This is a genomic window from Achromobacter sp. ISS7 (assembly GCF_056523125.1).
On the sequence record NZ_JAWRZD010000001.1, the window covers coordinates 4,708,844 to 4,722,151 of the forward strand.

Annotated in this window: 6 protein-coding genes; 4 read left to right on the forward strand and 2 right to left on the reverse strand. The window is 65.7% G+C overall.

The annotated features are described in order from the left end of the window. The first annotated feature begins 79 nt into the window (after positions 1–79). The 3 genes from rplL (at position 80) to rpoC (ending at position 8,980) form a co-directional block, all read left to right on the forward strand. Positions 80–460 carry a 50S ribosomal protein L7/L12 gene (gene rplL, locus AC1HFW_RS21340; protein ID WP_035359782.1) on the forward strand — a complete coding sequence of 127 codons (381 nt, stop codon included), beginning with the start codon at positions 80–82 and terminating at the stop codon, positions 458–460. 163 nt (positions 461–623) lie between these two features. Beyond that, positions 624–4,736 (forward strand): DNA-directed RNA polymerase subunit beta, encoded by a 4,113-nt coding sequence (gene rpoB / locus AC1HFW_RS21345; protein WP_006392085.1) that lies wholly within the window; start codon positions 624–626, stop codon positions 4,734–4,736. Beyond that, on the forward strand, positions 4,736–8,980 hold the full coding sequence (gene rpoC / locus AC1HFW_RS21350; RefSeq protein WP_006392084.1) for a DNA-directed RNA polymerase subunit beta': 4,245 nt from the start codon (positions 4,736–4,738) through the stop codon (positions 8,978–8,980). Before rpoB ends, rpoC begins: the two co-directional genes overlap by 1 nt. 111 nt (positions 8,981–9,091) lie before the next feature. Here the strand turns inward: rpoC and AC1HFW_RS21355 are convergent, their stop codons facing one another. Next, complete coding sequence (locus AC1HFW_RS21355) at positions 9,092–9,487, reverse strand: TssQ family T6SS-associated lipoprotein (protein ID WP_006392083.1); 396 nt, start codon at positions 9,485–9,487, stop codon at positions 9,092–9,094. 157 nt (positions 9,488–9,644) lie between these two features. Here AC1HFW_RS21355 and AC1HFW_RS21360 point away from each other — a divergent pair, with 157 nt between their 5' ends. Then, positions 9,645–10,961, forward strand: coding sequence for a serine/threonine-protein kinase (locus AC1HFW_RS21360; RefSeq protein WP_479285164.1), 1,317 nt, complete (start codon positions 9,645–9,647; stop codon positions 10,959–10,961). A gap of 18 nt (positions 10,962–10,979) precedes the next feature. Here AC1HFW_RS21360 and AC1HFW_RS21365 read toward each other — a convergent pair whose 3' ends face one another. Continuing rightward, positions 10,980–13,307 (reverse strand): CHASE2 domain-containing protein, encoded by a 2,328-nt coding sequence (locus tag AC1HFW_RS21365; RefSeq protein ID WP_479285165.1) that lies wholly within the window; start codon positions 13,305–13,307, stop codon positions 10,980–10,982. Between the last annotated feature and the right edge of the window lies 1 nt (position 13,308).

The following is a 13,308-nucleotide window of genomic DNA, read 5'->3' on the forward strand; positions in this document are numbered from 1 at the left end:
CCCGCCCTTCACGGAATTCGCTGAACGACCGAGCGACACCCAAACCCTGGCATTACCAAAATTTTTGGAGTTCTGAAAAATGGCACTTAACAAAGCTGAAATCCTTGACGCCATCGCTGGCATGACCGTGCTCGAGCTGTCCGAGCTGATCAAGGAAATGGAAGAGAAGTTCGGCGTGTCGGCTGCTGCCGCCGCTGTCGCTGTCGCTGCTCCCGCCGCTGGTGGCGCTGCCGCCGCTGCTGAAGAGCAAACCGAGTTCACCGTGATCCTGGCTGAAGCCGGCGCCAACAAGGTGTCCGTCATCAAGGCCGTGCGCGAGCTGACCGGTCTGGGTCTGAAGGAAGCCAAGGACCTGGTCGACGGCGCTCCGAAGCCCGTCAAGGAAGCTGTGGCCAAGGCTGACGCCGAAGCCGCCAAGAAGAAGCTGGAAGAAGCTGGCGCCAAGGTCGAAGTCAAGTAAGACCTGCGTCAACTTGCCCGGGGACAGCGCAATTTGCCGTCCCCGGGCTTTTGCGTTTCCAGGAAACCCCTGCTGGGGTCAGGCCCTTTCCAGAGGGGTTTCCTGGAGTCGTATCACCTGGGGCCGTGGTTGACGGCCCATGCAACCTCGAGTCGGAGTGCTCATGCCTTACTCGTACACCGAAAAAAAGCGCATCCGCAAAAGCTTCGCCAAGCGTGAAGACGTTCAAAACGTTCCCTTCCTTTTGGCGACTCAGCTTCAATCCTACCTAACTTTCCTGCAGGCGGATACCGCCCCGTCCGATCGCGTAGCCGACGGTTTGCAGGCGGCGTTCTCGTCGATTTTCCCGATCGTTAGTCACAACGGTATGGCGCGCTTGGAGTTCGTGAGCTATGTGCTCGGCGAACCGGTGTTCGATGTCAAGGAATGTCAGCAACGTGGCCTGACCTATGCCTCGCCCCTGCGAGCCAAGGTTCGCCTGGTGCTGCTTGACCGCGAAGTCAGCAAGCCCACCGTCAAGGAAGTGAAGGAACAGGAAGTCTACATGGGCGAAATTCCGCTCATGACCGGCACCGGTTCGTTCGTCATCAACGGCACCGAGCGTGTCATCGTCTCGCAGCTGCACCGCTCGCCTGGCGTGTTCTTCGAGCACGACCGCGGCAAGACGCACAGCTCGGGCAAGCTCCTGTTCTCGGCCCGCGTGATTCCCTACCGCGGCTCGTGGCTGGACTTCGAGTTCGACCCCAAGGACGTCCTGTTCTTCCGCGTCGACCGTCGCCGCAAGATGCCCGTGACGATCCTGTGCAAGGCGATCGGCATGACGCCCGAATCGATCCTGGCCAACTTCTTCGACTTCGACAACTTCGAACTGAAGAGCGAAGGCGGCATGATGGAGTTCGTGCCCGAGCGTTGGAAGGGCGAAATGGCCCGTTTCGACATCGCGGACCGCTCCGGCAAGGTCATCGTCGAAAAAGACAAGCGCATTAACGCCAAGCATCTGCGCGACCTGGCTGCCGGTGGCATCCAGCGCATCTCCGTGCCGGAAGACTTCCTGTACGGCCGCGTGCTGGCCAAGAACATCGTTGACGCCGATACCGGCGAAGTCATCGCCAACGCCAACGACGAGATCACCGAAAGCGTGCTGGGCGCCCTGCGCGCCGCCAACGTGCACGACATCCAGACGCTCTACACGAACGACCTGGATCGCGGCCCGTACATCTCGCAAACGCTGCGCACCGATGAAACCGCCGACCAGATGGCCGCGCGCGTTGCCATCTACCGCATGATGCGTCCTGGCGAACCGCCCACCGAAGAAGCGGTGGAAGCGCTGTTCCAGCGCCTGTTCTACAGCGAAGAAACGTACGATCTGTCGCGCGTCGGCCGCATGAAGGTCAACAGCCGCCTGGGCCGTGGTGAAGACATCACCGGCCCGATGACGCTGACCAACGAAGACATCCTTGAAACCATCAAGGTGCTGGTCGAGCTGCGTAACGGCCGTGGCCAGATCGACGACATCGATCACCTGGGCAACCGCCGCGTGCGTTGCGTCGGCGAACTGGCCGAGAACCAGTTCCGCGCCGGCCTCGTGCGCGTCGAGCGCGCCGTCAAGGAACGTCTGGGCCAGGCCGAGACCGAAAACCTGATGCCGCACGACCTGATCAACTCCAAGCCGATCTCGGCCGCCATCAAGGAGTTCTTCGGTTCGAGCCAGCTGTCGCAGTTCATGGACCAGACCAACCCGCTGTCGGAAATCACGCACAAGCGTCGCGTTTCCGCACTGGGCCCGGGCGGCCTGACCCGCGAGCGCGCCGGCTTCGAAGTCCGTGACGTGCACCCGACCCACTATGGCCGCGTCTGCCCGATCGAAACGCCGGAAGGCCCGAACATCGGTCTGATCAACTCCATGGCGCTGTACGCTCGCCTGAACGAGTACGGCTTCCTGGAAACGCCTTACCGCAAGATCATCGACGGTCGCGTCAGCGAGCAGATCGATTACCTGTCGGCCATCGAAGAAAGCCACTACGTCATCGCGCAGGCCAACGCCGCGCTGGACGAGCAGGGCGCCTTTGTCGACGACCTGGTCGCTTGCCGTGAAGCGGGCGAAACGATGTTGACCTCGCCGGCCAACGTGCACTACATGGACGTTGCCCCGTCGCAGATCGTGTCGGTCGCCGCCTCGCTGATTCCGTTCCTGGAGCACGACGACGCGAACCGCGCACTGATGGGCGCCAACATGCAACGCCAGGCCGTGCCTTGCCTGCGTCCGGAAAAGCCGGTCGTGGGTACGGGTATCGAGCGCACCGTGGCCGTTGACTCGGGCACCACCGTGCAGGCGCTGCGTGGCGGCCTGGTCGACCACGTCGACGCCGAGCGCGTGGTTATCCGCGTGAACGACGAAGAAAACGTCGCCGGCGAAGTCGGTGTCGATATCTACAACCTGATCAAGTACACGCGTTCCAACCAGAACACGAACATCAACCAGCGTCCCATCGTCAAGCGTGGCGACAAGGTCGCCAAGGGTGACGTGCTGGCCGACGGCGCATCGACCGACCTGGGCGAACTCGCCCTGGGTCAGAACATGCTGATCGCGTTCATGCCCTGGAACGGCTACAACTTCGAAGACTCGATCCTGATCTCCGAAAAGGTCGTTGCCGATGACCGCTACACCTCGGTGCACATCGAGGAACTGACGGTTGTCGCCCGCGACACCAAGCTCGGTCCGGAAGAAATCACGCGCGACATCAGCAACCTGGCTGAGACGCAACTGAACCGCCTGGACGATTCCGGCATCACCTACATCGGCGCCGAAGTCAGCGCCGACGACGTGCTGGTCGGCAAGGTCACGCCCAAGGGCGAGACCCAGCTGACGCCGGAAGAAAAGCTGCTGCGCGCCATCTTCGGTGAAAAGGCGTCCGACGTTAAGGACACCTCGCTGCGCGTGCCTTCGGGCATGACCGGCACCGTGATCGACGTGCAGGTGTTCACGCGTGAAGGCATCGTGCGCGACAAGCGCGCCCAGTCCATCATCGACGATGAACTGCGCCGCTACCGCCAGGACCTGAACGACCAGCTGCGCATCGTTGAAAACGACCAGTTCGACCGTATCGAGAAGATGCTGGTCAACAAGACCGTCAACGGCGGCCCGCGCAAGCTGGCCAAGGGCGCGACGATCACCAAGGCCTACCTGGCCGACCTGGATCGCTGGCAGTGGTTCGACATCCGCCTGGCCGACGAGCCCCACGCCGTGGTGCTGGAGCAGGCCAAGGAATCGCTCGAGCAGAAGCGTCACCAGTTCGACCTGGCCTTCGAAGAGAAGCGCAAGAAGCTGACGCAGGGCGACGAGCTGCCCCCGGGCGTGCTGAAGATGATCAAGGTCTACCTGGCCGTGAAGCGTCGTCTGCAGCCTGGCGACAAGATGGCAGGCCGTCACGGCAACAAGGGCGTGGTCTCGCGCATCACCCCGGTGGAAGACATGCCGCACATGGCTGACGGCACGCCGGCCGACATCGTTTTGAACCCGCTGGGCGTGCCCTCGCGGATGAACGTGGGTCAGGTGCTGGAAGTGCACTTGGGCTGGGCTGCCAAGGGCGTGGGTCACCGCATCGCCGACATGCTGCGCGACGAGCGCACCGCGCAGGTCAAGAACGTCCGTGCGTACCTGGACAAGGTCTACAACACGACCGGCACCGGCGCGCGCATCGACGAGCTGACCGACGAAGAAGTCATGGAAATGGCCCAGAACCTCAAGAACGGCGTGCCGTTCGCGACGCCCGTCTTCGACGGCGCGACCGAAGAGGAAATCACCAAGATGCTGGAACTGGCCTATCCGGACGAAGTCGCCAAGCGCATGGCGCTGACGCCCTCGCGCACGCAGGCGTGGCTGTACGACGGCCGCACCGGCGAGAAGTTCGAGCGCCCGGTCACCGTCGGCTACATGCACTACCTGAAGCTGCACCACTTGGTCGACGACAAGATGCACGCGCGTTCGACCGGCCCGTACTCGCTCGTGACCCAGCAGCCGCTGGGCGGCAAGGCGCAGTTCGGTGGCCAGCGCTTCGGGGAAATGGAAGTGTGGGCGCTGGAAGCATACGGCGCCGCCTACACCCTGCAGGAAATGCTGACGGTGAAGTCCGACGACATCACCGGCCGCACCAAGGTATACGAAAACATCGTCAAGGGCGATCACGTCATCGATGCCGGCATGCCGGAATCGTTCAACGTGCTGGTCAAGGAAATCCGCTCGTTGGCCCTGGACATGGATTTGGAGCGTAACTAATGAAAGCGCTACTCGACCTCTTTAAGCAAGTCTCGCAAGACGAGCAATTCGATGCCATCAAGATCGGCATCGCCTCGCCCGAGAAGATCCGTTCGTGGTCCTACGGCGAAGTTCGCAAGCCCGAGACCATCAACTACCGCACGTTCAAGCCCGAGCGCGACGGTCTGTTCTGCTCCAAGATCTTCGGCCCGATCAAGGACTACGAGTGCTTGTGCGGCAAGTACAAGCGCCTGAAGCACCGTGGCGTGATCTGCGAGAAGTGCGGCGTTGAAGTCACCGTTGCCAAGGTTCGCCGTGAACGCATGGGCCACATCGAGCTGGCCAGCCCCGTCGCGCACATCTGGTTCCTGAAGAGCCTGCCGTCGCGTCTGGGCATGGTGCTCGACATGACCCTGCGCGACATCGAACGCGTCCTGTACTTCGAAGCCTGGTGCGTGATCGAACCCGGCATGACGCCGCTCAAGCGCGGCCAGATCATGTCGGATGACGATTTCCTGGCCAAGACCGAGGAATACGGCGACGACTTCCGTGCCCTGATGGGCGCCGAAGCCGTGCGCGAACTGCTGCGCACCATCGACATCGACCGCGAAGTGGAAACGCTGCGCGGCGAACTGAAGGCCACCAGCTCGGAAGCCAAGATCAAGAAGATCTCCAAGCGCCTGAAGGTGCTGGAAGGCTTCCAGAAGTCCGGCATCAAGGCCGAGTGGATGGTCATGGAAGTGCTGCCCGTGCTGCCGCCGGACCTGCGTCCGCTGGTGCCGCTGGACGGCGGCCGCTTCGCGACCTCCGACCTGAACGACCTGTACCGCCGCGTCATCAACCGCAACAACCGTCTGAAGCGCCTGCTGGAGCTGAAGGCCCCTGAAATCATCCTGCGCAACGAAAAGCGCATGTTGCAGGAAGCCGTCGACTCGCTGCTGGACAACGGTCGCCGCGGCAAGGCCATGACCGGCGCCAACAAGCGCCAGCTCAAGTCCCTGGCCGACATGATCAAGGGCAAGAGCGGTCGTTTCCGTCAGAACCTGCTGGGCAAGCGCGTCGACTACTCGGGCCGTTCGGTCATCGTGGTGGGTCCGCAGCTCAAGCTGCACCAGTGCGGCCTGCCCAAGCTGATGGCCCTGGAACTGTTCAAGCCGTTCATCTTCAATCGCCTGGAGATGATGGGCCTGGCCACGACCATCAAGGCCGCCAAGAAACTGGTGGAAAGCCAGGAACCGGTGGTCTGGGACATCCTGGAAGAAGTCATCCGCGAACACCCGGTGATGCTGAACCGCGCGCCGACGCTGCACCGCCTGGGCATCCAGGCGTTCGAGCCGGTGCTGATCGAAGGCAAGGCCATCCAGCTGCACCCGCTGGTTTGCGCGGCGTTCAACGCCGACTTCGACGGTGACCAGATGGCCGTCCACGTGCCGCTGTCGCTGGAAGCCCAGCTCGAAGCGCGCACGCTGATGCTGGCTTCGAACAACGTGCTGTTCCCGGCCAACGGCGAACCGTCGATCGTGCCGTCCCAGGATATCGTGCTGGGTCTGTACTACACGACGCGCGAGCGCATCAACGGCAAGGGCGAAGGCATCTTCTTCACCGACGTCGCCGAAGTGCAACGCGCCTACGACAACGGCGAAGTGGAACTGCAGACGCGCATCACCGTGCGCCTGAAGGAACACGAGCGCGACGAAGCGGGTGAATGGCAGCCGGTGATCCGCCGCCACGAAACCACCGTCGGCCGCGCGCTGCTGTCCGAGATCCTGCCCAAGGGCCTGCCCTTCACCGTCCTGAACAAGGCGCTGAAGAAGAAGGAAATCTCGCGCCTGATCAACCAGTCGTTCCGCCGTTGCGGCCTGCGCGACACGGTGATCTTCGCCGACAAGCTGATGCAGTCGGGCTTCCGCCTGGCCACCCGCGGCGGTATCTCGATCGCCATGGGCGACATGCTGATCCCGTCGGCCAAGGAAGGCATCCTGGCCGAAGCCAGCCGCGAAGTGAAGGAAATCGACAAGCAGTACTCGTCGGGTCTGGTCACGTCCCAGGAACGCTACAACAACGTGGTGGACATCTGGGGCAAGGCCGGCGACAAGGTCGGCAAGGCGATGATGGAACAGCTGGCAACCGAACCCGTGGTCAACCGCCACGGCGAGGAAGTGCGCCAGGAATCGTTCAACTCCATCTACATGATGGCTGACTCGGGCGCCCGCGGTTCGGCCGCCCAGATCCGCCAGCTGGCCGGCATGCGCGGCCTGATGGCCAAGCCTGACGGCTCGATCATCGAGACGCCCATTACCGCGAACTTCCGTGAAGGCCTGAACGTGCTTCAGTACTTCATCTCGACTCACGGCGCGCGTAAGGGTCTGGCCGACACGGCACTGAAGACCGCGAACTCGGGTTACCTGACCCGTCGTCTGGTCGACGTGACGCAAGACCTGGTGATCACCGAGGACGATTGCGGTACGTCGCAGGGCTACAACATGAAGGCCCTGGTGGAAGGCGGTGAAGTCATCGAGCCGCTGCGCGACCGCATCCTGGGCCGCGTGGCTGCCATCGACATCGTCAACCCGGACACGCAGGAAACGGCGATCACCGCCGGCACCCTGCTGGACGAAGACATGGTCGACATGATCGACCGCATCGGCGTGGACGAAGTCAAGGTCCGCACGCCGCTGACGTGCGAAACGCGCCACGGCCTGTGCGCGCACTGCTACGGCCGTGACCTCGGCCGCGGCTCGCCGGTCAACCAGGGCGAAGCGGTTGGCGTCATCGCCGCCCAGTCCATCGGTGAACCGGGCACGCAGCTGACGATGCGTACGTTCCACATCGGTGGCGCGGCGTCGCGTTCGGCCCTGGCCAGCGCGGTGGAAACCAAGTCCAGCGGCGTGGTCGGCTTTGCCAGCACCATGCGCTACGTCACCAACGCCAAGGGCGAACGCGTCGCGATTTCGCGCTCGGGCGAACTGGCGATCTTCGACGACAACGGCCGCGAACGCGAACGCCACAAGATCCCGTACGGCGCGACCGTGCTGGTGGGCGATGGCGAGGCCGTGAAGGCCGGCGCGCGCCTGGCGACGTGGGATCCGCTGACCCGTCCGATCGTGTCGGAATACGGTGGCGCCGTCCGCTTCGAGAACATCGAAGAAGGCGTGACCGTGGCCAAGCAGGTGGACGAAGTCACCGGCCTGTCGACGCTCGTCGTCATCACGCCCAAGACCCGTGGCGGCAAGATCGTCATGCGTCCGCAGATCAAGCTGGCCAACGAGAACGGCGAAGACGTCAAGATCGCCGGCACCGATCACTCGGTGAACATCTCGTTCCCGGTCGGCGCGCTGATCACCGTGCGTGACGGCCAGCAGGTTGCCGTGGGTGAAGTCCTGGCGCGTATTCCGCAGGAATCGCAAAAGACCCGCGACATTACCGGCGGTCTGCCGCGCGTGGCCGAGCTGTTCGAAGCCCGTTCGCCCAAGGATGCCGGCATGCTCGCCGACGTCACCGGCACGGTCTCGTTCGGCAAGGACACCAAGGGCAAGCAGCGTCTGGTCATCACCGACCTGGAAGGCGTCAGCCACGAGTTCCTGATTCCGAAGGAAAAGCAGGTGCTGGTGCACGACGGCCAGGTGGTGAACAAGGGCGAAATGATCGTGGACGGCCCGGCCGATCCCCACGACATCCTGCGCCTGCAGGGCATCGAGAAGCTGGCGACCTACATCGTCGACGAAGTGCAGGACGTGTACCGTCTGCAGGGCGTGAAGATCAACGACAAGCACATCGAAGTGATTGTTCGTCAGATGCTGCGCCGTGTGAACATCGTCGATGCGGGCGATACCGAGTTCATCCCGGGCGAGCAGGTCGAGCGCTCCGAGCTGCTGAACGAGAACGACCGCGTCAACGCTGAAGACAAGCGTCCGGCTTCGTACGAAAACGTGCTGCTGGGTATCACCAAGGCCTCGCTGTCGACCGACTCGTTCATCTCGGCCGCCTCGTTCCAGGAAACCACGCGTGTCCTGACCGAAGCCGCCATCATGGGCAAGCGCGACGACCTGCGTGGCCTGAAGGAAAACGTCATCGTCGGCCGCCTGATCCCGGCTGGTACCGGCCTGGCGTACCACCATGCCCGCAAGGACAAGGAAGCCCTGGAGGCCGCGGAACGCGAAGCCGCCCGCCAGCTGGCCAACCCGTTCGAAGACTCGCCGGTCACGGTGGGCTCGGACGCCGATGCCCCGTCGTCCGACCTGGGCAGCGAGGACGCCGCCGAATAAGGGCGACGTCCGGTGCACCCCCCGCGCGGGACCGGCGGGGGAGGCCAGAAACAAAAAGGCCGCTGATGCGAATCAGCGGCCTTTTTTTGTCTGCGCGGCGGGGCGCTGGCGCTACTTGGCCGCCTGGCCCTTGGCGCGCTGGAATACCGGGCCCCAGACCGGGTGGCCGGCTTCGTTCGGCGCCAGTTCGAAGGCGGGGTCCAGCTGCAGGATGCGGCTGAAGCTGTCTTCGCAGAGTTGCGGGTACTTGCTGACGCAGTAGCTGAACGCCTGCAGCTTGTAGGCCTCGATGCGCACGGCCTTGCTGGAGCCGGCCAGCTCGTCGGACTTGGCCACCCGGCGGATGACCTCGCCGTAATGCCCGGCGCTATATTGGTCACGAACCTGTTGCAACTGCTCCAGCGCCTCGGGCGTGGGCGGATGGTCGGGCTGGGTGACCGGCAGGCCGGAACAGCCGGCCAGGGCGAACGATAATCCGAGCAAACTGCCGAGCAGGCGAATTTTCATGGGCTTTCATCTAGGTGGGGGAATTTGGCGATACGCTATCGTGCCACAGCCTGATGCGCTCCGACATTTTCGGCAATGTCCTTGCGTAACGGATTGGATAATATTCCGCCTATCCGCCCTCAACCCGTTTTCGCGCCCCTTGCGCAGTATGTTGAACATGTCCTCACCCGCCGGCCTGCATACGCCGCGCAGCCCTTTTTCAGGCGCCGCGCCGCTCGCGTTGCGCCCCTTGAGCGCCATCGCCGCCAGCGCGGCGGGCGGGGTGCCGGAAACCCGCATCAAGCGGTTGTTGTCGGATCTGCTGCCTTCGCTCATGGGCCTGCATGCGCAGGGCGAAATATGTGGCGACATCTCGCTGGATACGGTGGGCATGGACGAAGGCGCGCGCGCGCACCTGCTGCCGGAGCTGTCGGTGCCCCGGTCGCGCCGCTCGGGGCTGACTCCGATGCCGGGCTTCGCGCCGTTCGAGCTGTACACGGATTCGGCCGAATGGCCGCGCGGCCCCTGGACCGACGTCTACGCGCTCTGTGCGGTGATGCACGCGCTGGTGATCGGGCTGCGCCCGCCGCCGGCGCCCGAGCGCCGCGCCACGGACAGTTACGAGCCGCTGGCCTCGCTGGGCCTGACGAAATACAGCCCGGCGTTCCTGGAGGCGATCGATCGCGGCCTGGCCATGCTGCCGGCCGACCGGCCGCAGACCCTGGGCGAGCTGGCCGCCCTGCTGGACATCGCGGTCTACGTGGATGAGTCGCCCGCCGCGCCGGAAGCGGCCGCGGCCGAGGTGATGGCCGCGCCCGCCGCGCCGGCGGCAGTCGTCGACAAGCCGCGCGGTGGCGGCGGGCGGCCGCTGCTGCTTCTGCTGCTGCTGGTGGCGTTGATCGGGGCCGGCGCCTACGCCTGGATCCGTTCCGGGCTCGGCACCGGCAATGCCTTGATCACCCGTTCCGAAGTGGTGCAGCCGAATCCGCCGGCGGCGCCCGTTGCGCCACCCGCCGCGAGCCCCGCGCCGCCCGCCACCGAACCGACGCCACCGCAGGCGGCGGCGCCCGCGCCGCAGGCCGCCTTGCCCGAGACATCCGCGCCGGACGCGGGCGGCACGGCGACGCCGCCCGCCGCCCCGCCTGCCGGACTTGGACCCGCCACGCCCGCCGCGGCGCCCGCCACGGCGGCGCCGGACGCCAATGCGGCGCCCGCGACGCCGGGCGCGCAGGAACCCGCCGCGCCGGCCGCGGCGTCACCGGAAGAGGCGCCCAAACCCAAGCCCGTGCCCGTGCTGGTGCGCCTGGACATCCGGCCGTGGGGCGAGGTGTGGATCAATGGCGTGGCGCGCGGCATCAGTCCGCCGGTCAAGGAATTGCGGCTGATCCCCGGCAAGTACCAGGTGTTGCTGCGCAACGCCGATCTGCCGCCCTATCGGGCGACGCTGGAAGTCAAGCCGGGCAAGCCGGCCGTCATCTCGCACGCCTTCCAGTGACGTGAACGCCGCCAGGCCCTAATCCTGGGCCGTGCCGTCCTCGGGCGCCATCGGCAGGCGCAACGTAAACACCGAGCCGGCGCCCGCTTCGCTGGTCACCTCGACCTCGCCGCCGTGGCGTTGCGCCACGGTGCGCACGAAGGCCAATCCCAATCCCGCGCCGCCCACGTCCCCGCGGGTGGCGACCCCGACCCGCGCGAACGGTTCGAACAGCCGCGCCAGGTCCTGCGCCGCGATGCCTTGCCCCTGGTCGCGGATGTGCACGCGCCAGTAGCCGGATGCCTGGTCGATGTCGCAGGTGATGCGGCTGTCGGCCGGGCTGTACTTGATGGCGTTGTCGATCAGGTTGCTCAAGGCCCGCATCAGCAGCGTCTGGTCGCCGCGCACGTACGCCACCGGCAAAGACGGCGCGACCGCCAGCGTGATGCCGCGCTTGTGCGCGGCCGCCCAGAATTCATCGACGCCATCCTGCAGCAGGCTGCCCAGGTCGAGGTCGACCGCGTTGATGGCCATCGATTCGGCGCGCGTCAGGTGCACGAAGTCGTCGACCAGATGCAGCGTGCGGTTGGCCAGCGCGGCGATGCGGGTGAGGGTGTCGTCGCGGCCATCCCGCGGCGCGCCATCCTGCTTCATTTCGACCAGCGCCAGGATCGAGCTTTGCGGCGCGCGCATGTCGTGCGAGATGAAGCGCAGCGTCTCTTCGCGCTGGCGTTCGGCCTGGCGGATGCCGGAGATGTCGGTCAGGGTGGCGACGGTGCCGGCGAAGTTGCCCTCGGCGGTATGGATCGGCACGCATTTCAGGATCAGGTCGCGGCCGGCGTGGTCGCGCACTTCCAGGTCGGCGCTCCAGGGCGACTGTTCGGCGGCCGGTCCCTGGCCGCTCAGCACCTGGGCCACGCGTTGTCGGGTGGCGTCGTCGCCGATGGTCTTTTCCAGCAGGTGGATGGCGGGATGGCCGACCCGCGGTGGCCGCATGCCCAGCCGCTGGAAGTACATCACGGCGGCCTGGTTGCGAAATTGCATGCGGCCGTCCTGGTCGAACACCAGTGTCGCGTCGGGCATGCCGTCGAGCCCGTCGGCCAGGAAGCGCCGCAGGTTGCGCACCCGCGCCAGCGCGCGCCGCAGTTCGCCGACGCGGCTTTCGAGCGAGGCGCTGGGGCCGCCCGATTGCGCCCGGGCTTCGTTCAGCACCGGCGGGTATTCGCGCTGCAGGCGGCGCAATTCGTTGTCCATGTAGCGCAGCGCGGCTTCCTGGCTGCGCCAGCTCCATAGCGGATAGCAGAGCGCCACGCCCACCAGCGCGGCGGTGGGCGCGAACCATTGATAGCTGTGGCCCAGCAGCAGCAGGCTGGCCAGCAGTACCAGCGCCAGCAGCCCGATGTTGACCAGCAGCGCCAGGTTGGGCGACAGGCGCCACAGCGCCAGGCAGGCCAGCAGCACCGGCAGGGCCGAGAACAGGGCATTGAGCCAGGGGGCGGGGGGGCGGAAAGCGATGTCGTCGTTGGCCGCCTGCAGCAGGTTGGCGATGATCTCCACGCCCGGCATGCCGCTGACCTCGTGCGAGACCGGCGTGGTGTAGGCGTCGCCCAGGCCGGTGGCCCAGGCGCCCACCAGCACGTACTTGCCGCGCAACTGCTCGGGCGGCACGTCGCCGCGCAGCACCGACAGGTAGGACACCGCGCGGGTATGCGCCGCCGGGCCGGCGTAGGGGATCAGGATGCCGCCGTCCTTGCCCGCGCGGCGCAGCAGCCGGTCGGCCATCGCCGTCTGGCCGCCCACGTCCAGCATGCTCAACGCGAAATGCTGCCAGCGCTCGCCGGCGAAGCGCGCCGTCAGCATCGCCGAGCGCAGCACGCCGTCGGCATCGAGGTTGGCGTTGATGAAGCCGCTGCCCGCCGCGGCCTGCGCCAGGATCGGGATGGGCGTGCTGATGGAGGAGGGGTAGGCCAGGCGGTCCAGCACCACCGGCAGCACGGTGCGGCCATTGCGGCGCAGGCTGTCGGCGAGGATCGCGTCGTCGCCGGGATGGGTGGTGTCGGGTTCGGCGAAGATCAGGTCCAGGCCGACCGCGCGCGCGCCCTGCAGGCGGTCCAGCAGGGCGGCGTGCACCGCCCGGCGCCAGGGCCAGCGGCCGAGCGCGTCGATGCTGGTGTCGTCGATCGCCACGATCACGATGTCGGGCGACATGTCGCGGCCCGTCAGCGCGACGGCGCGGTCATACAGGATCTGGTCGATGCGTCCCAGGCCGTTGAAGGAACCGAGCAGCGCGGCCAGCAGCGCCAGCGCCACCGTCAACCACAGGCCTGATCGCGAGGCCCGGTCGTTGGAGTCGGCGGCATCTGCCATG

What these genes read in the sequence shown, in the direction of transcription:
- rplL (WP_035359782.1), top strand. Translation starts at nt 80, where the DNA reads ATGGCACTTAACAAAGCTGAAATCCTTGACGCCATCGCTGGCATGACC.
- rpoB (WP_006392085.1), top strand. Translation starts at nt 624, where the DNA reads ATGCCTTACTCGTACACCGAAAAAAAGCGCATCCGCAAAAGCTTCGCC.
- rpoC (WP_006392084.1), top strand. Translation starts at nt 4,736, where the DNA reads ATGAAAGCGCTACTCGACCTCTTTAAGCAAGTCTCGCAAGACGAGCAA.
- AC1HFW_RS21355 (WP_006392083.1), bottom strand. Translation starts at nt 9,487, where the DNA reads ATGAAAATTCGCCTGCTCGGCAGTTTGCTCGGATTATCGTTCGCCCTG.
- AC1HFW_RS21360 (WP_479285164.1), top strand. Translation starts at nt 9,645, where the DNA reads ATGTCCTCACCCGCCGGCCTGCATACGCCGCGCAGCCCTTTTTCAGGC.
- AC1HFW_RS21365 (WP_479285165.1), bottom strand. Translation starts at nt 13,307, where the DNA reads ATGGCAGATGCCGCCGACTCCAACGACCGGGCCTCGCGATCAGGCCTG.